We start from the raw sequence: 22,140 nt of genomic DNA, 5'->3' as shown, positions 1-22,140 counted from the left end.
CGCTACACCAGGCAGCGCGGCCCGAGCAGGCTCTTCAGCTCGCCGAACAGGTCGGGTGTCAGGTTCACCGGGAACGGCAGCTCGAACGTGCGCGCGACGTCGTCCTTCAGCAGCTTCAGCCGGACCTCGGTCTCACCCTGGTGCCGTCCGAGCACGGCCGCGAGCTCCGTCACCGTGGACGTGGTGGCCTGCCGCTCCGGCAGCGACAACGTGAGCGGGCCGGAGCCCATCGCGTCGCCGATCGCCGGCTGGAACATGCTCACTGCGTGCAGGGCCTTGCCGTCGTCGCGGACGTTCACACGACCGCGCAGGACCACGATCGAGTCGGCCACGAGCGATGGACCGAACTCCTGGTAGGTCTTGCCGAGGAACATCACGCCGATCTGGCCACCGAAGTCCTCGATGTCGACGATGCCGTACGGGTTGCCGCTCGTCTTCGCCACCCGGTGTTGCACGCTCGTCAGCAGACCCGCGACCGTGACGGTCTCGCCCTCGACCGAGTCGTCGGCCGCGATGAGGTCGGCGATGGTGATCGACTGGTGCTTCGCGAGCTCGATCTCGAGCCCCGCGAGCGGGTGGTCCGAGACGTAGAGGCCGAGCATGTCGCGCTCGAACGCGAGCTTGTCGCGCTTGGACCACTCCGGACGGTCGGGCACCTGTGACACCGGACCGGTGGCCGGTGATTCCTCGGCGACCTCGGCGAACAGCGAGTCGAAGTCGAAGCCGACGTTGCCGTGGGCCTCGTCACGCTTGACCTTGACGGCGCCTTCGACCGCGCCCTCGTGGATCTCGACCAGGGCGCGGCGGGAGTCGCCGAACTCGTCGAAGGCACCCGCCTTGATGAGCGACTCGACGGTCCGCTTGTTCGCGGACGAGATCGGGATCTTGCGCAGGAAGTCGTGGAACGACTCGAACGGGCCCTTGTCGGTGCGGGCCTTCACGATGTCGTCGACGACGTTGAACCCGACGTTGCGGATCGCGCCCATGCCGAACCGGATGTCCTCACCGACAGCGGCGAAGAAGCCGATCGACTCGTTGACGTCCGGCGGCATGACCTTGATGCCCATACGGCGGCACTCGTTCAGGTACAGCGCGAGCTTGTCGCGGGCGTCGCCCACCGAGGTGAGCAGCGCCGCCATGTACTCGGCCGGGTAGTGCGCCTTCAGGTACGCGGTCCAGAACGAGACGACGCCGTACGCGGCGGAGTGCGCCTTGTTGAACGCGTAGTCGGAGAACGGCAGCAGGATGTCCCACAGCATCTTGATCGCCGCGGCCGAGTAGCCGTTGTCCAGCATGCCCTTCTCGAAGCCCGCGTACTGCTTGTCGAGCTCGGACTTCTTCTTCTTGCCCATCGCGCGGCGGAGGATGTCCGCCTGGCCGAGGGAGAACCCCGCGACCTTCTGCGCGATGGCCATGACCTGCTCCTGGTAGATGATCAGGCCGTAGGTCCCGCCGAGGATCTCCGCCAGGGGCTCTTCGAGCTCCGGGTGGATCGGCGTGATCGCCTGCTCGCCGTTCTTGCGGAGCGCGTAGTTCGTGTGCGAGTTCGCACCCATGGGGCCCGGACGGTACAGGGCGATGAGCGCGGAGATGTCCTCGAAGTTGTCGGGCTTCATCAGGCGCAGCAGGCCACGCATCGGCCCACCGTCGAGCTGGAAGACACCGAGCGTGTCACCGCGCTGCAGGAGCGCGTACGCCTCGGGGTCCTCGAGCCCCATGGTCTCGAGGTCGAGCTCGATGCCACGGTTGTTCTTGATGTTGTCGAGGGCGTCGCTGATGATCGTGAGGTTGCGGAGCCCCAGGAAGTCCATCTTGATCAGGCCGAGCGACTCCGCTGCCGGGTAGTCGAACTGCGTGACGACCTGGCCGTCCTGCTCCCGCTTCATGATCGGGATGATGTCGATGAGCGGGTCGCTCGACATGATGACGCCGGCCGCGTGCACGCCCCACTGGCGCTTCAGCCCCTCGAGCCCGAGCGCGGTGTCGAAGACGGTCTTCGCCTCGGGGTCGTTCTCGACCACGGTGCGGACGTCGACGGCTTCCTTGTAGCGCGGGTGGTCCTTGTCGAAGATCCCGGTGAGCGGGATGTCCTTGCCCATCACGGGCGGCGGCATCGCCTTGGTGAGCTTCTCGCCCATGCCGAACGGGAACCCGAGGACGCGCGAGGAGTCCTTCAGCGCCTGCTTCGCCTTGATCGTGCCGTACGTGACGATCTGCGCGACGCGCTCCGACCCGTACTTCTCGGTGACGTACTTGATCGCCTCACCGCGGCGCCGGTCGTCGAAGTCGACGTCGAAGTCGGGCATCGAGACACGGTCCGGGTTCAGGAACCGCTCGAAGATGAGGCCGTGCCGGATCGGGTCGAGGTCGGTGATGCGCATCGCGTACGCGACCATCGAGCCGGCACCGGAACCACGGCCGGGGCCGACGCGGATGCCGTTGTTCTTCGACCACAGGATGAAGTCGGAGACCACGAGGAAGTACCCCGGGAACCCCATCTGGTTGATGATGCCGACCTCGTAGTCGGCACGCTCCTGCACCTCGGCCGGGATGCCGTCCGGGTACCGGTAGTCCAGCCCCTTCGCGACCTCTTTCTCGAACCAGGAGTGCTCGGTCTCGCCCGCCGGCACCGGGAACTTCGGCATGTAGTTCGCCGAGGTGTCGAACTCGACGTTGCACCGCTCGGCGATGAGCAGCGTGTTGTCGCAGGCCTCGGGGTTGTCACGGAAGACGTGCCGCATCTGCTGCGGGGACTTCAGGTAGAACTCGTCGGCGTCGAACTTGAACCGGTTCGGGTCGTTCAGCGTCGAACCCGACTGCACGCACAGCAGGGCCGCGTGCGACTTGGCGTCGTGTGCGTGCGTGTAGTGCAAGTCGTTCGTGCCGACCAGCGGGATGTCGAGGTCCTTCGCCAGCCGGATCAGATCACTCATGATCCGACGCTCGATCTCGAGCCCGTGGTCCATGACCTCGGCGAAGTAGTTCTCCTTGCCGAAGATGTCGCGGTAGTCAGCGGCAGCCTTGACGGCTTCGTCGTACTGGCCGAGGCGCAGGCGCGTCTGGACCTCGCCCGACGGGCACCCCGTCGTGGCGATGATGCCCTCGTGGTACTCCTCGAGCAGTTCGATGTCCATGCGCGGCTTGAAGTAGTAGCCCTCGAGCGACGCCTTCGACGACAGCCGGAACAGGTTGTGCATGCCCGTCGTGTTCTCGGCGAACATCGTCATGTGCGTGTACGAACCGGCACCGGAGACGTCGTCCCCACCGCCGTCGCCCCACCGCACACGGGTCTTGTCCGTGCGGTGCGTCCGGGGCGTGATGTACGCCTCGGTCCCGATGATCGGCTTGACGCCGCCGGCCTTGGCGGCCTTCCAGAACTCGAAGGCGCCGAACATGTTGCCGTGGTCGGTCACCGCCACGGCCGGCATGCCCTGCGCTGCGGTCTCCTGCACGAGGTCGCCGAGCCTGGCCGCGCCGTCGAGCATCGAGTACTCGCTGTGCACGTGCAGGTGGACGAAGGAGTCGGAATCCGCCACGGAACCTCCGGTCGAACGAGCTGCTTGCGGGACGCGAACAGCCTAACCGCGACCGCGGACAAACCCGCGCGTGTCCGAGCGCTCCGACGCCGAGGTCGCACGACACGCCGCGCGCAGCCCGTCGAGGGTGCAGGAACCGTCGGTCGGCGGGCCCGAAGCCTGCAGATCATGTCCCCACGGCGGTGGAGCCCGCGCGTGGCGGACGGGAGGCACGGGGCGGCGTTGCCACGGGCCTCCCGGGCGGGGTCTGAACGTGACGGATGCGGCACGGCCATCGTTCGCCCGTCGCTCCCCCGTCTCTCCCCGTCGAGGTTCCACAACACGCCGCGGGCGCTCAACCAGGGTTCCACAGACCGACGCACAGCGCGCCCAGATGCCGAGATTTCGGAACCTCGGCGGCACGACGCGACCGGCGCGACCGGCGCGACGACGACGCGCGCGCCCGTCAGGACGAAGCGGCTCGGATGCGGTCGAGCGCGAGGCGCAGGTCGTCGGGGTACTCCGCCTGGAACGACACCCACTCGCCGGTGCGCGGGTGGTCGAAACCGAGTCGCACGGCGTCGAGCCACTGGCGGGTCAGCCCGAGCTCCTGCGCCAGGACCGGGTCGGCGCCGTACATCGTGTCGCCGACCAGCGGGTGGCGGGTCGCGGCCATGTGCACGCGGATCTGGTGGGTGCGCCCGGTCTCGAGGTGCACCTCGAGCAGGGTCGCCGACCGGAACGCCTCGAGGGTCTCGTAGTGGGTGACGCTCGGCTTGCCGTCGGCCGTGACCGCGAACTTCCAGTCGCTCGACGGGTGCCGACCGATGGGGGCGTCCACGGTGCCGGAGGTCGGGTCGGGGTGCCCCTGCGCGAGCGCGTGGTAGACCTTCTCGACCGTGCGCTCCTTGAAGGCGCGCTTGAGGTGGGTGTACGCGAGCTCGGTCTTCGCGACGACCATGAGTCCCGACGTGCCGACGTCGAGGCGGTGCACGATGCCCGCACGCTCGGCGGCGCCCGAGGTCGCGATGGTGAACCCAGCTGCGGCGAGGCCCCCGGGCACGGTCGGGCCGTCCCAGCCGGGCGAGGGGTGTGCAGCGACGCCGACGGGCTTGTCGACGACGACGATGTCCTCGTCGTCGTGCACGATCGTCATCCCGGGCACGGCCGCCGACACGATGCGCGGCGGCTCCTTCGGGGACCACTCGACCTCGAGCCACGAGTCGGCGTGCAGGCGGTCGGACTTGTCGACGGGGACGCCGTCGACCCGGACCCCACCGGCGGCGACCACGTCGGCCGCGAACGAGCGGCTGAACCCGAGGAGCTTCGCGATGGCGGCGTCGACACGCTCGCCGGCGAGCCCGTCGGGGACGGGGAGGGAACGCGTCTGGACGTTCATAGGCACAGCCTCACGTGGCGTCGTGCCCCAGCGCGTCGCGTCGGTCGCCGTCGTTCGGACTGGAGGCGCGGGTCGGCTCGTCGACAGCAGCGTCAGCTGACGAGAACGCGGCCCCGCCGTCGAGCGGCTCCGTCGTGTCCGCCTGCGCAGCGCGCTTGGCGGACACCGTGCGGGACCCGTCGAGGTTCACGCCGAGGATCACCAGCAGCACGAAGACCACCATGCTGATGCAGATGAACGAGTCGGCGACGTTGTAGATCGCCGGCATCATCCACGGCGTCGAGATGAAGTCGACCACGTGGCCACGGCCGAAGCCGGGCTCACGGAAGAGTCGGTCGATCAGGTTGCCGAGCGCGCCGCCGAGCAGCATGCCGAGCACGACGGCCCACCACATCGACCGGATCCGACGCGAGTAGATGATGATCGCGACGACGACCGCCGCCGAGATGATCGAGAACACCCACGTCATGTTCACCGCGAAGGAGAACGCCGCCCCGGGGTTCCGGACGTACAGGAACTGGAGCGCCCCGCCCAGGATCGGGACGGGGGTGCCGTACGGCAGGTTCGCGACGACCAGTGCCTTCGCGACCTGGTCGAACGCCACCACCACGACAGCGGCGAAGGCCAGTGCCGCGATAGCGCGGACACTGACCTTCGCTCGTGATGCTGGTCGCGACAACGTCAGTTGCCGAAGCCCTGCGCCGATGCCGGCGCCGGGGTGAGACCGGACTGCTCGTTCGAGGAGTCGAGCTCGGAGAGCTGCCCCTGGATGTAGCTCTTGAGCTGGGCGCGGTAGTCGCGCTCGAAGGTCCGGAGCTCGTCGATCTTGCCCTCGAGCTGGCGCTGCTCCTGCTCGAGCACCTGGACACGCTGACGGTTCGTGTTCTCGGTGTCGGCGATGATCTGGCGCTGCTTGGCCTCGGCCTCGGAGACGAGACGCGCTGCCTGGGCGGTGCCCTCGGCGATGAGCGCGTCGCGCTTCTCGACGCCTTCGCGGACGTGCTCCTCGTGGAGACGACGCGCGAGCGTCAGGAGGTTCGTGGTGCCCTCGGTGTCCTCGTCCGCCGGGACCGTGGTCGCCGGGGCGGCCGCTGCGACCGGAGCGGGCTCGGGAGCCGCCTCGACCGGGGCCGGCACGGGCTCCGGCTCGGGTTCTGCCGCGGGAGCGGGCTGCTCGGCCTGCGCCGACTGCGGGGCCGACTCGGCCGCCTGCAGGCGCTGGCGGAGCTCGTCGTTCTCCGCGGTCAGGCGACGCAGCTCGACCACGACCTCGTCGAGGAAGTCGTCGACCTCGTCCTGGTCGTAGCCCTCGCGGAACTTCGTCGGCTGGAACCGCTTGTTGACTACGTCTTCCGGCGTCAAAGCCATTGCCGTCACCTCAATAGAACTGCTGAACGTGTGGAACCACTTGCGTCGTGACCGAACTTACCAGTCACCACGTGTGGTGCGGATGCCGCGCCGGAGGCGAGCATCGATCCCGACCACCGTACACCGACGACGGGGAGGAACGACGACCACTGCATCGGCGCGGCGCGTGTCGCGGACCTGGATCGGGTCAGACCGCGACGGCGATGCCGTTGACGACGACCCGGGCGATGATCACGACGAGCATGACGATCGTCCAGCCGAAGTCGAGTGCCACCGGCCCCATGCGGAGCGGCGGCAGGACCCGCCGGACCGCGCGGATCGGCGGATCGGTGATCGTGTAGACGAACTCGGAGACCACGAGCAGTCCCCCGCGCGGCCGCCAGGACCGGTTGAAGTTCTGCACGAGGTCGAGCGCGAACCGCCCCCACATGACGAAGAAGTACAGCAGGAGGGCGAGGGAGATGATCCCTAGGATCACGGACACGATGGGGCTCGCTCGTCTCGGGCGAGTGCCGTCATGCGACGACGCTCACGGGCGGGTGGCCGGGGGACGGCTCAGGACTGGGCGAAGAAGTTCGCCTCGATGTCGGACTCTACCTCAGCCGGCTCACCGCTCACTGCGACGTGTGCGGGCGAAAGCAGGAAGACCTTGTTGGTGACGCGCTCGATCTTGCCGTACAGGCCGAGCGACAGGCCGGAGGCGAAGTCGATCATGCGTCGGGCGTCGTTCTCGGTCATCTGCGAGAGGTTGATGATGACGGGGATCCCGTCGCGGAAGCTCTCGGCGATGGACTGGGCGTCCTTGTACTCGCGCGGGTGGACGGTGAGGATCTCGTTCATTTCCTGGACCGGGGTCGCCTTCTGTGCGGTCGTGTGCGAGCGGCGGAGCGGAGTGACCTGGGCGCCGCGCTGGTGGGTGTGCGTCTTCGCGGGAGCGGCGGCCGGGGCCGCTGCCGGAGCTGCGGCGGCCGCGGGAGCGTCCGCCGGGGCGGGGGCATCCTGCGGGGCTGCGGCCGGAGTGGCGGGAGCCTGCTGGCGCGCGGGCGCGGCCTGCTGCGGCTGCTCGTCCTCGTAGTCGAGTTCCTCGTCGGCGAGGCCGAGGTAGACCATCGTCTTCTTCAGCGGGTTGGCCATGGTTCCTCCGGAGGTTGGTGCACGTGGATGCCCTGCAACGAGGCTAGGGTGCCGCCGGCCGATTTCCCGTGATTGCGGTACCGATCCGCAGGTGTGTCGCGCCCTCGAGCACGGCGTCGGCGTAGTCGCCGCTCATGCCGGCCGAGATGTCGGTGGCGCCGGGCTCGAGCGCCACGACCCGGTCCGAGATCGCCCGCAGTCGGGCGAACGCCGCACGGGGCTCCTCGTCCAGCGGCGCGACGGCCATGACCCCGCGCAACCGGATGGTGCCGGTCTCGAGCACGCGTGCGGCCATCGCCTCGACGTCGTCCGGTTGCACGCCGCCGCGGCCGGGATCGTCGGTCAGGTTGACCTGCACGAACCCGTCGATGACCGGTGGCTCCGGCTCGGCCTCGGTCGGCGCGAAGGCATCCACGACCGACGTGCGGTCGAGGGACTGCACGACGTGCGCGTAGCGACGGACCTGCCGGGCCTTCTTCGACTGCAGCTGCCCGATGAAGTGCCAGGTCAGGTCGAGGTCAGCGAGTTCCGAGGCCTTGGCCTGTGCCTCCTGGTGGCGGTTCTCCCCCACGTCGGTGACGCCGAGTGACGCCAGCGCACGGACGAGGGACGCCGGGTGGTACTTCGTGACGACGATCAGCGTGAGGTCGTCGGCCGAGCGCCCTGCGGCGCGCGCCGCGTCGGCGATGCCACTTCTGACGGACGCGAGACGCGCCTCCAGTCCGTCGTCGTTGGACGAGGCGGACGGGAGGCGCGGATCACCTGCCATGGACCGGTTACTTCAGGAAGTCGGGGACGTCGAGCTCGTCGTCGTCGTCGAACGCCGGGTCGGCGGCGCGCTGCACCGGCGGCTGGTGTTCCTGCGAGGCCCAGGAGGGGCTCGACGTGCTGGAGTCCTCGATCGCACCGGTCGAGGCGGCGACGGGGGCCGTCGCGCTCGACTCGGGGTCGACGTAGCTCGAGCGACGCTCCTTCTGCTGCTGCGCCGGCTCGCCGCCGTCGAAGCCCGCGGCGATGACGGTCACGCGGACCTCGTCGCCGAGGGTGTCGTCGATGACCGCACCGAAGATGATGTTCGCCTCGGGGTGCACGGCTTCCTGCACCAGACGCGCGGCGTCGTTGATCTCGAAGATGCCGAGGTTCGAGCCACCCTGGATCGAGAGCAGCACACCGTGCGCTCCGTCGATCGAGGCCTCGAGCAGCGGGGACGCGACGGCGAGCTCGGCGGCCTTGATGGCACGGTCGGCACCGCGCGACGAGCCGATGCCCATGAGCGCGGAACCCGCACCCTGCATGACGGACTTGACGTCGGCGAAGTCGAGGTTGATGAGACCCGGGGTCGTGATGAGGTCGGTGATGCCCTGCACGCCGGCGAGGAGCACCTGGTCGGCCGTTGCGAAGGCCTCGACCATCGAGATGCCGCGGTCGCTGATCTCGAGCAGGCGGTCGTTCGGCACGACGATGAGCGTGTCGACCTCGTCCTTGAGCCCGGCGACACCGTTCTCGGCCTGGGACTGGCGACGCTTGCCCTCGAAGCTGAACGGCTTCGTGACGACACCGATGGTGAGGGCGCCGATCGACTTGGCGATGCGGGCGACGACGGGCGCACCACCCGTGCCGGTCCCACCGCCTTCACCGGCGGTGACGAAGACCATGTCAGCACCGGCGAGGGCCTCTTCGATCTCCTCGGCGTGGTCCTCGGCGGCGCGACGGCCGACCTCGGGGTCCGCGCCGGCGCCGAGGCCGCGGGTGATCTCGCGGCCGACGTCGAGCTTGACGTCGGCGTCGCTGAGCAGGAGCGCCTGCGCGTCGGTGTTGATCGCGATGAACTCGACGCCACGGAGGCCGAGTTCGATCATCCGGTTGACGGCGTTGACGCCGCCGCCGCCGACACCGACGACCTTGATGACGGCGAGGTAGTTGTGGTTCGTGGTCACGTCAGTCAGGCCTCCGGTTGAACCCTCAACCTCTACTTGAAGTTCAGGGGCAATGCTGGTAGATGTGGTGCTGGCTTCGACGCTACGGGTGGGTTCCGCGCACTGTCGCCCCGCCACGCCGCGTGTCGCCGATCAGGTCGGCAATTCAGTCCTTCGCGCGGATCACGCCGTTGTCCGGTGCGGACACGTCGTACTCGACCACGACGCCCGGGTTCCGCGCCGCGTGGTCCTTGACCAGGGCGGCGAGCAGCGCGGCCTTCGCCTCGGAGTCGTCGGGGCTCCCCCACACGACGGTCGAGCCGTCCTTGAGCGTCAGGGTCACGTCGTCGGCGGTGGACCCGGCGACCCGCGTGACCTGCGACCGGACGGTCGACGGCAGCGCCAGCACGACCTCGGTCATCGTGCGGAAGCTCGAGGACCCGAGGCGCGCACGGGCGATGTCGGCAAGCGGCATGGTGGCCGGACGCTGCGGGGACGACTGCACGACGATGCCGGCCGGGTCGACGAGGTCGAACGAGCTGCCGGACTTCACGGCCACGACGGGCGTGCGCTCGGTCACCGTCACGACGAGGGTGTGCGGCGGGGCCTCTTCGGTCACGTAGCTCTCGATGAGCGGGAAGCCGGCGATGTCCTGCTTGATCTCGTCGAAGTCGAGCCGCGCGAGCGGGGTGCCGATCTGGTCGGACAGGGCCTGCCGCAGCGCGGTCTCGTCGACGCGGTTGGTGCCCTTGACCTCGATCGTCTGCAGGGCCATCAGCGGCGAGAACACCGCCACCAGGATCGAGACGCCGAGCACGAGCACGATGCCGGCCGCGGTGATCCACGCGGCGCGGCGGTGGCGGCTGCGCCGGGTGAACCGCCGCACCTCGGCCCGCTCGAGCAGGCGACGGCGACGCTTCGCGATGCGCGCCTCACGCGCGGTCTCGGCAGCGCGGACACCGGCACCGATGGGTGCGTCGTCGTGCTGGACCGGCCGGGAGGCACTGCCCGCGTCGAGCACGTCGGTCACGGTCGCGTCAGGGTCGACCCCACCGCCGGACGCACCGGGGCGCGTCCGGTCGCGGTCGTCGGGGTGGTCCTCGTTCGGCGTGTACTCACGCAGGCGGTCGGCCACCGTGGACAGGCCGGCGCCGAAGCGGCGCCCGGCGGCGCCGGCGAGGGCGCCGACGCGGTCACGGGGCGAACCGGACGCATCAGTGCTCGCCGTCGGGTCGGGGGTGGGCTCGGACGCCTCGTCGACCGCAGCCGACGCGTCGGACGCGGGACGGGCCTCCCGGTCGTCGGGTGTGCGCCCGCGGAACGGGAGCCGCGGCATCGAGGGGCCACGACGCTGCCGGGGCGCGTCGGCGCCCTCGACCGGGGCGTCCCTGCGGGCGTCCCCCTCGTCGAACCCCTCGGGTCGTCTCACCGGCCCAACGCTCCCAGCACCTGCGGGATGATCCGGTACACGTCACCGCAGCTGAGCGTCATGATGATGTCGCCGTCGCGGGCGACCGCGGCGGCACGGGCGGCGGCCTCGTCCCAGTCCGGCAGGAACTCCACGCGGGACTGGTCGGCGAAGCGCTCCTGCACCAGGGCGCCGGTGACGCCGGGCTCCGGGTCCTCGCGCGCACCGTAGACGTCGAGGACGACCGTGTGGTCGGCGAGCTCCTCGTAGACCCGCGCGAAGTCACCGGCCATCAGACGGGTACGGGAGTACAGGTGGGGCTGGTGGATCGCGATGATGCGGCCGTCGCCGACGACGTTGCGGGCGGCCTTGAGCGCCGCGGCGACCTCGGTCGGGTGGTGCGCGTAGTCGTCGTAGACCGACACCCCGCGCTCGACACCGTGCAGTTCGAAGCGGCGCTGGGTGCCGCCGAAGGCCTCGAGCCCGCGGATCGCGTCGGCGGCGCTCACGCCCAGGCCGGTCAGGACCGCGAAGGCACCGACGGCGTTGATCGCGTTGTGCCGGCCCGGCACGCGGAGGGTCAGGTGGTGTGCCTCGCCGCCGGCGCGGAACGCGACCTCGACGCCCGCGGACTCGATGATCCGCTCGATGCGCACGTCCGCGTCGACGGCCTCGCCGAAGGTGACGACCTCGGGGGCGTCGGCACGCGCGCGGATGCCCGCCGTGACGGTCTTCGCGCCGGCGTCGTCGCTCGAGATGACGACGCGCTCGCTCGCCTTCGCGGCGAACTCGACGAACGCCTCGGTGAAGGCATCCTCGCTGCCGTAGTGGTCGAGGTGGTCGGCGTCGACGTTCGTGATCAGGGCCACGGCGACGTCGTAGAGCAGGAACGAACCGTCGGACTCGTCGGCCTCGACCACGAACAGGTCGCTCGAGCCCGGCGCCGAGCTCGTGCCGAGCGACTGGATGACGCCGCCGTTCACGAAGCTCGGGTCGAGGCCGAGCTCGACCATCGCGGTGACGATCATGCCGGTCGACGTGGTCTTGCCGTGCGCGCCGGCGACCGCGACGAGGCGGTGCTCGGCGATGAGGGCGGCGAGGGCCTGGGACCGGTGCAGCACCGGCAGGCCGCGGCGCTGCGCCTCGAGCAGTTCGGGGTTGTCCGGCCACAGCGCGCTCGTGACGACGATCGTGTCCGCGTCACCGACGTTCGCGGCGTCGTGGCCGATGTGCACCGCGGCGCCGAGGTCGCGCATGATGCCCGTCGTCTCGGTCTCGCGGGAGTCGCTGCCCGTCACGCGGTGACCGGCGGCGAGGAACATCCGGGCGATGCCGCTCATGCCGGCGCCGCCGATGCCGACGAAGTGCACGGTGCCGAGGTCGTCCGGGATCGGCTGCGTCAGGTCCGGCTTGATGGTCATGGTTCCTCCGTGGTGCTGGCGGCGCCGTTGCCTCGTGCGGTTCCTCGTGCGGCACCTCGTTCGGTGCCTCGTGCTGCGTCCAGGACGAGGTCGGTCATCCGGTCCGCGCCGTCGCGGTGTCCGACGCTGCCTGCCCGGACCGTCATGTCCGCGATGCGGGCCCGGTCCTGCAGGATCGTCAGGAGCTGGAACGTCACCCAGTCGGGGTCGAATTCCCCGTCCGCCACGAGCACGGCTCCCCCGGCGTCGACGACGTCCTTCGCGTTGTGCCGCTGCTCGCCGTTGCCGACAGGGTACGGCACGAGCACGCTCGGCAGCCCGACCACGGTGAGCTCGCAGACCATGCCGGCACCGGAGCGGGACACGACGAAGTCGCTCGCCGCGTACGCCAGGTCCATCCGGTCGCAGTAGGCGAGCACGTGGTAGCCGTCGAGGTCGCTCGGACCGATGTCCGACGCGGCACCGACGACGTGCAGGACCTGCCAGCCGGCGCCCACGATGGTCGCCGCGGACTTGTTGATCGTGCGGTTGATGCTGCGGGCGCCCGAGGAACCCCCCGTGACGAGGAGCACCGGGCGAGCCGGGTCGAGCCCGAACTCGGCGAGGGCCTCGGCACGACTGGCACGGCGGTCGAGCGACTCGATCTCGCGCCGGAGCGGCATGCCGACGACCCGGCCGTGCCGCAGTCGGGTGTTCGAGAAGGTCAGGCCGACGTGCTCGGTGAGGAACGCGGCGAGGCGGTTCGCCAACCCCGGCTTCGCGTTCTGCTCGTGCACGACGATCGGGGTGCCGGTGCGTCGGGCGGCGATGTACGCCGGCGCCGCCGCGTAGCCGCCGACGCCGAGGACGACCTCGACCTCGCGCTCGCGGATGATCTGCTCGGTGCGCTTGACGGCCGCGGCGAAGCGCTGGGGGAAGCGCAGGGCCGCGCCGTTCAGCTTCCGGGGGAACGGCAGGCGCGGGATCGTCAGGAGCTCGTAGCCGCGCATCGGCACCAGGCGGGACTCGAGGCCCTCGGCGGTGCCCAGGACGAGGACCTCGGCATCCGGCTCGCGCTCGGTCAGCCGGTCGGCGACCGCGAGCAGGGGGTTGACGTGTCCGGCGGTGCCCCCGCCGGCGAAGAGGTACTTGCTCACCGGAGTCGTCCGTTCGTGGTGGTGCTGTCGAGGGGCGGGTTCGTGGTGCGCGGGTCGTTCTTCCCGGGCAGGTCTCGGGCGAACGACAGCACGACGCCGATCGCCACCAGGGTCATGATGAGCGCGGACCCGCCGGCCGAGATCAGCGGCAGTGGGACGCCGAGGACCGGCAGCAGGCCGAGCACCACGGCGATGTTCACGAGCGCCTGGCCGATGATCCACGCCAGGATGCCGCCCGTGACGGTCTTCACGAACGGGTCGCGGGACTGCCGGATGATCTTGATCATGCCGACGGCGAGCACGACGAACAGTGCGAGCACGACGACGGCGCCGATCAGGCCGAGTTCCTCGCCGATGATCGCGAAGATGTAGTCGTTGTCCGCCTCGGGCAGCCACGACCACTTCGCCTTGGAGTTGCCGAGTCCGACGCCGAACACGCCACCGGACGCCAGCGCCCACATGCCGTGCACGGGCTGCCAGCACAGGTCGGCGTACTGGTTCGAGTCGGTGCAGCCGGACAGCCACGCGCTGATGCGCACCTGACGGGACGACGACGCCATCGTGACGAACGGCAGCATGACCGCCATCGCCGCCAGGCCGACGAGCAGGTGCCGGGCGCGGGCCCCGCCGACGTAGAGCGCACCGAGGACCAGGATGAGCATGATCATCGCGGTGCCCTGGTCGCCACCGAGGATCACGAGGCCGAGCGACAGGAGCGAGGCGATCCCGATCGGGATGAACACCTCTTTCCAGTCGTCGAGCTTGTCGCGCTTGACGTACATGATCGCGCCGATGCCGAGCACCAGGCCGAGCTTGACGACCTCGGACGGCTGCGCGGTGAACGAGCCGATGCCGATCCAGTTCCGGTTGCCCTGGACGTCGATGCCGAGCGGTGTGTACACGAGCAGCTGCAGGACGAGGGCGGCACCGAGCAACCGCATCGCCCACTTCCGCCACAGCCGTGTCGGGATTCGGCTCGCGACGAGCATGAGCGGGATGCCGAGGACCGCGTACAGCCCCTGGCGGGACGCTGCGCCGAAGAAGTCGTGCGTCGCGGCGTACTGCTCGACGCTCGACGACGACAGGACCATCACGACGCCGAAGACGACCAGGAAGAGCGTGACGCCGAGGATCGTGTAGAAGGTGCTGGACTCGGCGACGAAGACGTTCTTGACGGCGACGAGTGCACCGTTCGTGCGACGCGGGGTGCCCGTCGCCGGCGTGCTACGACTGTTCGGAAGATCCGTCGTCGCCATCGGCGTTGCCTCCCAGGTGCTCGTGGACCGCCGCCGCGAAACGACGCCCCCGGTCGGCGTAGGAGCCGAACTGGTCGAACGACGCAGCCGCCGGGGCGAGGAGGACCGTGTCGCCCGGCCTCGCGACCGATGCGGCATGCCGGACCGCCTCGGGCATGACCTGATCAGTGTCCGTCGTCTCCACCTGGAGCACCGGCACCCCGGACGCGTGTCGCGCGAATGCCTCCAGGACGGGGGTCCGGTCGGTGCCGATCACGACGACGGCACGGACCTCGGGGCCGAAGCGTGCCACGAGCCCGTCGACGTCGACGCCCTTGAACAGGCCGCCGACGATCCACACCACGGTGTCGAACGAGGCGAGCGAGGCGGTGGCGGCGTGCGGGTTCGTGGCCTTCGAGTCGTCCACCCACGCGACGCCGGCCGACTCCGCCACGAGCTCCGTGCGGTGGTGGTCGGCGCGGAAGGCCCGGACGGCGGACTGGATCGCACTCGGCTGGACGGTGCCGGCACGGGCGAGGGCTGCGGCGGCCAGGACGTTCATCGTCATGTGCGGGCTGGCGAGCCCGGCGACCTCGAGGTCGGCGAGGGTCGAAAGCTCGAGCGCGCTGTTCCGACGGTCCTCGGTGAAGGCGCGGTCGCACAGGACGTCCTCGACGATGCCGACGTCCCCGGGCGCGGGCACCCCCGGCGTGAAGCCGACGGCACGGCAGCCCTCGACGACGTCGGCGTCCTGCACCATGTCGCGCGTGACGTCGTCGGCGGTGTTGTAGACGCACGCCATCACGGTGCGCTCGTAGACCTTGGCCTTCGCGGCGCGGTACGCCGCCGCCGAGCCGTGCCACTCGAGGTGGTCGTCGGCGATGTTCAGGCAGGCGCTCGCGAGCGGCACGACCGCGCCGTCGCCCGAGGTCGCCATGTAGTGCAGCTGGTGGCTGGAGAGCTCGACGACGAGCACGTCGTAGCCGTCCGGGTCGCGGACGACGTCGAGCACCGGCACGCCGATGTTGCCGCAGGCCACGGCACGCAGGCCGCCGGCCTCGTACATCGCGGTCGTGAGCTGCGTCGTGGTGGTCTTGCCGTTGGTGCCCGTGATCGTGATCCACGGCGCCGCGACCGGTCCGCGCACGACCTTGTCGCGCACGCGCCAGGCGAGCTCGATGTCGCCCCAGACGGTGCTGTTCTGGACGGACCACTCGACGGTCGCGTTGTGCGGCGGCAGACCGGGCGACACGATGACGAGGTCCGGCGCCTGCTCCTGCAGCGCGGCCGGCACGGTGTCGAGCGGCGTCTGCACGAAGCGCGCGCCGATGACGTCGAGCAGGTCGACGCTGTCCGACGGCGCGTCGGACGAGTAGACCGTCACCGCACCGCCGAGCTCCACCAGGGTGTCGGCGACCGAGAACCCGGTCGCGCCGAGCCCGAGGACGGCGACGTTCAGGCCCTTCCACCCCTCGGAGTACCAGCTGTCGAGGGACTGGAGACGGGAGGACGAGGACACCGGGTCAACCAACGCGTGCGATCCATTCGAGGTAGAAGAGGCCGACCCCCGCGGCGACGAAGAGCCCCGCGATGATCCAGAACCGGACGACGACCGTCACCTCGGCCCACCCCTTCAGCTCGAAGTGGTGGTGCAGCGGACTCATCCGGAAGATCCGCTTGCCGTGGGTGATCTTGAAGTACGCCCGCTGCAGGATGACCGAGCCGGTGACGATGAAGAACAGGCCACCGATCAGGATGAGCAGGAGCTCGGTGCGGCTGAGGATCGCGAGACCCGCCAGCGCCCCACCGAGGCCGAGCGAACCGGTGTCGCCGAGGAAGATCTGCGCCGGCGAGGTGTTGTACCAGAGGAACCCGATGAGCCCACCGCAGACCGCGGCCGCGACGACCGCCAGGTCGAGCGGGTTGCTCACGGTGTAGCAGGCGTGCTCCGTGTTCGCGTCGAGACGGGCACCCCCGCAGATCTGGTTGGACTGCCAGAAGCCGATGATGACGTACGAGCCGATCGCCAGGATGCTCGAGCCGGTCGCGAGACCGTCGAGCCCGTCCGCGACGTTGACGCCGTTCGACGTCGACACCGTGAGGAGCACGATCCAGGCCAGGAACAGCACGGTGCCGATGACCGTGCCGAGCGCCATGAAGTCGAGCCACGGGATGTCCCGGATCGCCGAGATCATGGTCGACGCCGGGGGCTTGCCGTTCGACGTCGGCACCACCAGGGCGACCGTGGCGAAGATGACGCCGACGATGACCTGGCCGAGGACCTTGGCCCACCCGCCGAGCCCGAGGCTCCGCTGGCGCCGGACCTTGAGGAAGTCGTCGATGAACCCGACGAAGCCCAGCCCCACCATGAGGAACAGCACGAGCAGGCCGGACAGGGTGATCGAGTCACGTCCGACCAGGTGGCCGACGAAGTACCCGATCACGGCGCCGATGATGAGGACGATGCCGCCCATCGTCGCGGTGCCGCGCTTGGTGTGGTGCGACTGCGGACCGTCGTCACGGATGAACTGCCCCCACCCGAGACGGTGGAACAGCTTGATGAAGAACGGGGTGAGCAGCAACGTGAACACCAGCGACGTAGCGCCGGCGATGAGGAGCGCGATCATTCGGTGACACCTCCGAGGCGGTCGCCGAGGAATCGCAGTTCGGCCGACTTCGAGGACTTGACCAGGACCACGTCGCCGGGGCGGAGCATGTCCTGGAGTGACCGGACGGCGTCGTCGACGTCCTCGATGAACACCGACTCGCCGTCCCACGATCCCTCGAGGGTGGCGGCCTGGTGGATGGGCATCGCGCCGCGGCCGACGACCACGAGCTGACCGATGCCGAGACGGACGACGAGCCGACCGATGCGGTCGTGCTCCTCGGTCGAGAACTCGCCGAGCTCGGCCATCTCGCCGAGCACGGCGACGGTCCGCTCCCCCGGGCGCACGATCTGCGCCAGGGTCCGCAGCGCCGCTGCGGTCGAGTCCGGCGACGCGTTGTAGGCGTCGTTGATCACGGTGACGCCCTCGGGGCCGCCCTGCAGCAGCTCCATGCGCCAGCGCTCGGCGCGCGTCATCGACGCGAGCGCCGCGGCGCCGTCGGCGAGCGGGACGCCCCAGCGGTGGGCGACCGTCAGGGCGGCGGCCGCGTTCATCGCGTGGTGCTCACCCAGGATCGCGAGGCGCACGTCCACGTGATCCGGGCCTCCAGGCTGGGTACCGTCCGTCGGACGGTCGCCTTCCTGATCGACGGGAGGCGCGGTGAGGGTGAAGCGGGTGCCGCTGCGGTCCGTCTCGATGCCGGTGATGCGGTAGTCGGCATCCGCCGACGTGCCGAAGCCGACCACCTGGGCGGCCGTCAGGTCGCGCATCGACGCGACCCGGTCGTCGTCGACGTTGAGCAGCGCGGTCGCGGAGGCGGGCAGGTCGGTGACCATCTCGGACTTCGCGCGCTGCGTCGCCTCGATGCCGCCGAACTCGCCGGCGTGCGCCAGGCCCACCTTGAGCACGACCCCGACGTCCGGCTCGGCGATGCGGACGAGTGCCGCGATGTGACCGACGCCGCTGGCCCCCATCTCGACGACCAGGAACCGGGTGTCGTACGTGACCCGGAGCATCGAGATCGGTGCCCCGACGTGGTTGTTGAAGGACCCCTGGGGCGCGACGGTCTCGCCGTGCTGCTCGAGGATCGTCCGGAGCATGTTCTTCGTGCTCGTCTTGCCGTTCGAGCCGGTGATGCCGACGACCTTGAGCGGTGCCGGACGCCCCTCGGCGTCGACGCGGTCGGCGGATGCCATCCGGACCCGGGTGACGACCTCGTGCGCGAGCGCGGCGAGGGCGGCGTAGCCGTCCGCGACGACGATCTGCGGCGCGGTGGTCTCGACGCGCTCGGGCGTGATGACCAGCGCGGCACCCGCCTCGGTCGCGGCGGGCACGAAGCGGCGCCCGTCCGTGACCTCGCCGGGCAGGGCGAAGAAGACACTGCCAGGGCGGACCAGGCGCGAGTCGGTCTCGACCGAGCCCTCCACCACCAGGTCGCCGGGCTCGGCGACGTCGGTCGCCTGGGCACCACCGATCAGCTCGCCGCCGACCGCGGTGGCGATCTCGGCGAGGGTGAGCGCGATCATCGGGGGTCCTCGGCCGGACCGGAGTTCGGCTCCCAACCGGCTTCGCGCAGGGCCTGACGGGCCTCGTCGCGTGCCGAGTAGGGGGTGCGGACACCGGCGATGTCGCGGTAGTCCTGGTGGCCCGGGCCGGCCCAGAGGATCGAGTCGCCCTCACCGAGCAGACCGACGGCCAGGCGGATGGCGGCCTCGGGCGGGCTCACCTCGTGCAGCTCGTGGTCCGGGAACGCCTCGCGCGCGGCGTCGACCAGGGTCTTCCGGATCGACGCGGCGTCCTCGAAGCGGGGGTGGTGGTCGGTGACGACGAGGATGTCGCTGCCGGCCGCCGCGACGCGGGCCATGTCGCCGCGCTTCGTGGTGTCGCGGTCGCCGTCGGCGCCGAACAGCATGAGGACCTTGCCGGACGTGAACTGGCGGACGGCCGCGAGGGTGTTCTCGAACGCGTCGGCGCTGTGACCGAAGTCGACGTAGACGCTCGGACCGTGCTCGCCCGAGACACGCTCGGTCCGGCCGGGCAGGTAGCACTCGATGGCGGACACGCGGCGCACGGCGCCGTCGCGGTCGCTTCGGGCCTCGTGCTCGTCGCGGTCGTCTTCGTCCGGGTAGCGGCGGTGGTTGCTGTCGAGCGCGTGTGCGATGGCACCGAGCTCGAAGCCGCCCTCGACCAGCATGACGATCGCCAGTGCGGCGTTCGCGGCCATGTGCCAGCCGATCAGAGGCACACGGGTGGTGAGCTCGCGGCCCTCGGGACCGGTCAGGCGGAACTCGGTGTACGCGGCGTGCGCCTCGACGATGTCGACGTGCCACTCGGCCTCGACGTCCGGGTGCACCGTGATCGTCGTGACCGGGATGCGGGAGTCCTGCACCACGCGGTGGCCCCAGTCGGTGTCCAGCGAGACGACGCCGCGACGGGCGTGCTCGGGCTGGAACAGCGGGAGCTTCGCCTGGTAGTACTCCTCCATGTCGGCGTAGTCGTCGAGGTGGTCGTGCGACAGATTCGTGAAGGCCGCGACGTCGAAGACGATGCCGTCGACCCGGTGGCGGCTGAGGGCCTGCGCGCTCACCTCGACGGCGACCGCGCGCACCTCGCTCTCGCGCATCCGGGCGAGGAGCGCGTGCATCTCGCTGGCCTCGGGCGTGGTGAGGCGGCTCGTCACGCTGAGCGTGCCGATGTGGCGCTCGGCGGTCGAGCTCAGGCCGGTGACCAGGCCGAGCTGCTTGAGGATCCCCTCGAGGATGTACGACGTGCTCGTCTTGCCGTTCGTACCGGTGACGGCGAACAGCTGCGGCAGGTCGGTGGCCTCGTCCGGGTGGGTGCGGTAGACCCAGGCGGACACGTCGCCCAGGGCTGCACGGGGGTCGTCCACGACGAGGACCGGCAGGCCGGCCGCTCGTGCGCTCTCCACGCCCGCGTCGTCGGTCAGGACGGCGACGGCACCGCGCTCGGCGGCCTCGGTGGAGAACTCCGCGCCGTGCCGGTTCGCACCGTGCACGCCGACGAAGACGTCACCCGGCTGCACCTCGGCGGCGCTCAGCGTGACACCGGTCGTCTCGACGGCGTCGAGGGAACCGACGACGCGGAGGCCGAACGCGTTCGCGAGCTCGGCGACCGCCCTCGGGGTCGGGTGTTCGGGCCGGAGGACCGGGGGGATCCGTGCGGACAAGTGTTCCTTCTTCCTCACCACGTGGACGGGTAGAGCTTCGCCTCGGACGCGGAGGGGGCTACTCGGTACTTCTCGAGCACCTGGGACATGAGTGTGCGGAACGCCGGAGCCGCTCCGCTCGACCACTTGTTGGTCTGCGGCTTCGTGAACGTCACCGTGACAACATACTGGGGGTCTTCGGCGGGTGCCATTCCGGCCACCGAGGTGATGCGCTGACCGCCGTAGCCCTTCGACCCTTCGGCCACCTCGGCGGTACCGGTCTTCGCGGCGATGTTGTAGCCCGAGATCGGCTTCATGCCCACGAGCGTGCCGCCCGTGACCACGCTCTGGAGCATGTCGGTGACCTGGGTCGCGGCGTCGGCGGACACGACGCGCTGCTTCTGCACGTCGGGCGCGTCGATGGTCTTGCCGTCCGAGGTGGTGCAGCCCTTGACGAAGTGCAGCGGGATCCGGACACCGTCGTTCGCGATGGTCTGGAACACGCTGGCGACCTGGACCGCGGTCGTCGAGATGCCCTGGCCGAACATCGAGTTGATGTTCGTCTGCTGGTCCCAGTTCGGGCTCGAGCCGTAGTCCATCGACGGCTGGCCCGGGTAGTCGATCGCCGACTCCGGCTCGAACAGTCCGAACTTCTGCATGTAGTCGTAGCGCTGCTGAGCCGTCAGCCGCGAGCCGAGCTCGGTGATGCCGACGTTCGACGAGTTCTGCAGGATGCCCGTCAGCGTCAGGTTCTCGGTCTCGTGGAACTCGGAGTCGTGGATCGTGCCACCCCAGGGGAACGTGCGCGAGTACGGCACGACCGCCTGGTCGGTGGGACTCGACTTGCCCTGGTCGATCAGGGCCGCGGCGATGGCGGCCTTGATCGTCGATCCGGGCTCGTAGCTCGCCGTGAGCGCCCGGGAACCGTATGCCCCCTTGTCGGTGGTGGCGTCCACGTCGTTCGGGTCGACGGTGGGGTAGTCGGCGACCGCGAGCAGCTCACCCGTCTTGACGTTCGTGACCGTGGCCGTCGCGGACTCGGCCTGCAGGGTCTTCGAGGCAGAGGCGATGGTCTGCAACGCCATGTACTGCAGGTCGCTGTCGATCGTCGTGACGAGCGTGCCGCCGTCCTTGGCCTGCTTCTTCGTCACGGTGCTGCCCGGCAGCTGGACGCCGTCCTCACCGCGCTCGTACGTCTCCGAGCCGTTCGTGCCCGCGAGGCACTTGTTGTAGGCGTACTCCAGGCCGGCCTGTGCGCCGTCGGTGCCCATGAAGCCGGTGACGTTGCCCGTGGTCGCACCCGTCGGGTAGACCCGCGACGCCTGCTGCTCCTTGTAGATCCAGGGGATGCCGAGGTCGGTGACCGCCTCGTAGTGCTTCACGTCGAGGCCCTTGACCAGGTAGGCGAAGTCCGACTTCGGGTTCGCGGCGATGTTCTTCCGCATGGTCGCGACGTCGCCACCCGAGGCCTTCGCCAGGGCGGTGAGCGCCGTCGACACGCTGATGTCCTTGACCCGGGTCCCGCCGAGCTTGCCCTTGAACTTCTTGACCAGGCGCGGGGCGGTGGTGATGTTGTACCGGGTGACGCTGTCGGCGAGTTCCGTGCCGTTGCGGTCGACGATCGACCCGCGGGTGCCGTAGATCGTCACCGGGATGCTGCGCTTCTGGGTCGACTGCTCGTTGAGGGCCGAGGCCTGCACGACCTGGATGTCGACGAGGCGGACCACGAAGACACCCACCAGGGCGATCACGGCGATCATCACGATGCTGTAGCGCAGTCGGCGGTTGCGGATCGTCTTCGTCACGCGGTGCGGTCCTTCCCGGATGGTGCTGAGG

General features: G+C 69.9%; 17 protein-coding genes. All 17 read right to left on the bottom strand.

Annotated features, from left to right (window positions below):
* Nucleotides 1–2 precede the first annotated feature (2 nt).
* The 17 genes from dnaE to EDF53_RS04505 all read right to left on the bottom strand — a co-directional run bounded on the left by dnaE (nucleotide 3) and on the right by EDF53_RS04505 (nucleotide 22,109).
* Nucleotides 3–3,485, bottom strand: a complete 3,483-nt coding sequence (gene dnaE, locus EDF53_RS04585) for a DNA polymerase III subunit alpha (protein ID WP_243837070.1) — start codon at nucleotides 3,483–3,485, stop codon at nucleotides 3–5.
* Nucleotides 3,486–3,981: 496 nt separating this feature from the next.
* On the bottom strand, nucleotides 3,982–4,914 hold the full coding sequence (locus EDF53_RS04580; RefSeq protein WP_123292470.1) for an RluA family pseudouridine synthase: 933 nt from the start codon (nucleotides 4,912–4,914) through the stop codon (nucleotides 3,982–3,984).
* A 10-nt stretch (nucleotides 4,915–4,924) separates the two neighbouring features.
* On the bottom strand, nucleotides 4,925–5,593 hold the full coding sequence (gene lspA, locus EDF53_RS04575) for a signal peptidase II (RefSeq protein ID WP_260215209.1): 669 nt from the start codon (nucleotides 5,591–5,593) through the stop codon (nucleotides 4,925–4,927).
* A 2-nt stretch (nucleotides 5,594–5,595) separates the two neighbouring features.
* The gene (locus tag EDF53_RS04570) at nucleotides 5,596–6,282 is read right to left on the bottom strand and encodes a DivIVA domain-containing protein (protein WP_165900993.1); all 687 of its coding nucleotides are present in this window, start codon (nucleotides 6,280–6,282) and stop codon (nucleotides 5,596–5,598) included.
* A gap of 187 nt (nucleotides 6,283–6,469) precedes the next feature.
* Nucleotides 6,470–6,766 carry a YggT family protein gene (locus EDF53_RS04565; RefSeq protein WP_111085780.1) on the bottom strand — a complete coding sequence of 99 codons (297 nt, stop codon included), beginning with the start codon at nucleotides 6,764–6,766 and terminating at the stop codon, nucleotides 6,470–6,472.
* Between the two features lie 71 nt (nucleotides 6,767–6,837).
* Nucleotides 6,838–7,416: a cell division protein SepF gene (locus EDF53_RS04560; RefSeq protein WP_123292468.1), complete on the bottom strand. Its 579-nt coding sequence runs from the start codon at nucleotides 7,414–7,416 to the stop codon at nucleotides 6,838–6,840.
* A gap of 43 nt (nucleotides 7,417–7,459) precedes the next feature.
* On the bottom strand, nucleotides 7,460–8,185 hold the full coding sequence (locus EDF53_RS04555) for a YggS family pyridoxal phosphate-dependent enzyme (protein ID WP_123292467.1): 726 nt from the start codon (nucleotides 8,183–8,185) through the stop codon (nucleotides 7,460–7,462).
* A 7-nt stretch (nucleotides 8,186–8,192) separates the two neighbouring features.
* Nucleotides 8,193–9,353 (bottom strand): cell division protein FtsZ, encoded by a 1,161-nt coding sequence (ftsZ, locus tag EDF53_RS04550; protein WP_111085783.1) that lies wholly within the window; start codon nucleotides 9,351–9,353, stop codon nucleotides 8,193–8,195.
* Between the two features lie 145 nt (nucleotides 9,354–9,498).
* The gene (locus tag EDF53_RS04545; protein WP_123292466.1) at nucleotides 9,499–10,761 is read right to left on the bottom strand and encodes an FtsQ-type POTRA domain-containing protein; all 1,263 of its coding nucleotides are present in this window, start codon (nucleotides 10,759–10,761) and stop codon (nucleotides 9,499–9,501) included.
* Nucleotides 10,758–12,161 (bottom strand): UDP-N-acetylmuramate--L-alanine ligase, encoded by a 1,404-nt coding sequence (gene murC / locus EDF53_RS04540; protein WP_123292465.1) that lies wholly within the window; start codon nucleotides 12,159–12,161, stop codon nucleotides 10,758–10,760. Before murC ends, EDF53_RS04545 begins: the two co-directional genes overlap by 4 nt.
* Complete coding sequence (gene murG / locus EDF53_RS04535; protein ID WP_260215208.1) at nucleotides 12,158–13,297, bottom strand: undecaprenyldiphospho-muramoylpentapeptide beta-N-acetylglucosaminyltransferase; 1,140 nt, start codon at nucleotides 13,295–13,297, stop codon at nucleotides 12,158–12,160. Before murG ends, murC begins: the two co-directional genes overlap by 4 nt.
* A complete protein-coding gene (ftsW, locus tag EDF53_RS04530; protein WP_123292464.1) occupies nucleotides 13,294–14,553 on the bottom strand; it encodes a putative lipid II flippase FtsW in 1,260 nt (419 codons plus the stop codon). The genes murG and ftsW overlap by 4 nt, the downstream gene beginning before the upstream one ends.
* Nucleotides 14,522–16,051, bottom strand: a complete 1,530-nt coding sequence (gene murD / locus EDF53_RS04525; RefSeq protein WP_123292463.1) for a UDP-N-acetylmuramoyl-L-alanine--D-glutamate ligase — start codon at nucleotides 16,049–16,051, stop codon at nucleotides 14,522–14,524. Before murD ends, ftsW begins: the two co-directional genes overlap by 32 nt.
* Before the next feature lie 4 nt (nucleotides 16,052–16,055).
* Complete coding sequence (gene mraY / locus EDF53_RS04520) at nucleotides 16,056–17,159, bottom strand: phospho-N-acetylmuramoyl-pentapeptide-transferase (protein ID WP_111085789.1); 1,104 nt, start codon at nucleotides 17,157–17,159, stop codon at nucleotides 16,056–16,058.
* A complete protein-coding gene (murF, locus tag EDF53_RS04515; RefSeq protein WP_123292462.1) occupies nucleotides 17,156–18,664 on the bottom strand; it encodes a UDP-N-acetylmuramoyl-tripeptide--D-alanyl-D-alanine ligase in 1,509 nt (502 codons plus the stop codon). Before murF ends, mraY begins: the two co-directional genes overlap by 4 nt.
* Complete coding sequence (locus EDF53_RS04510) at nucleotides 18,661–20,325, bottom strand: Mur ligase family protein (protein ID WP_123292461.1); 1,665 nt, start codon at nucleotides 20,323–20,325, stop codon at nucleotides 18,661–18,663. The genes murF and EDF53_RS04510 overlap by 4 nt, the downstream gene beginning before the upstream one ends.
* Before the next feature lie 14 nt (nucleotides 20,326–20,339).
* Nucleotides 20,340–22,109 carry a penicillin-binding protein 2 gene (locus tag EDF53_RS04505; RefSeq protein WP_123292460.1) on the bottom strand — a complete coding sequence of 590 codons (1,770 nt, stop codon included), beginning with the start codon at nucleotides 22,107–22,109 and terminating at the stop codon, nucleotides 20,340–20,342.
* Nucleotides 22,110–22,140 lie beyond the last annotated feature (31 nt).

The sequence above is a fragment of the Curtobacterium sp. PhB78 genome (assembly GCF_003751685.1).
Lineage (GTDB): Bacteria > Actinomycetota > Actinomycetes > Actinomycetales > Microbacteriaceae > Curtobacterium.
Note: the sequence above shows the minus strand (reverse complement) of the source record. Positions and strands in the feature narration are given on the sequence as shown.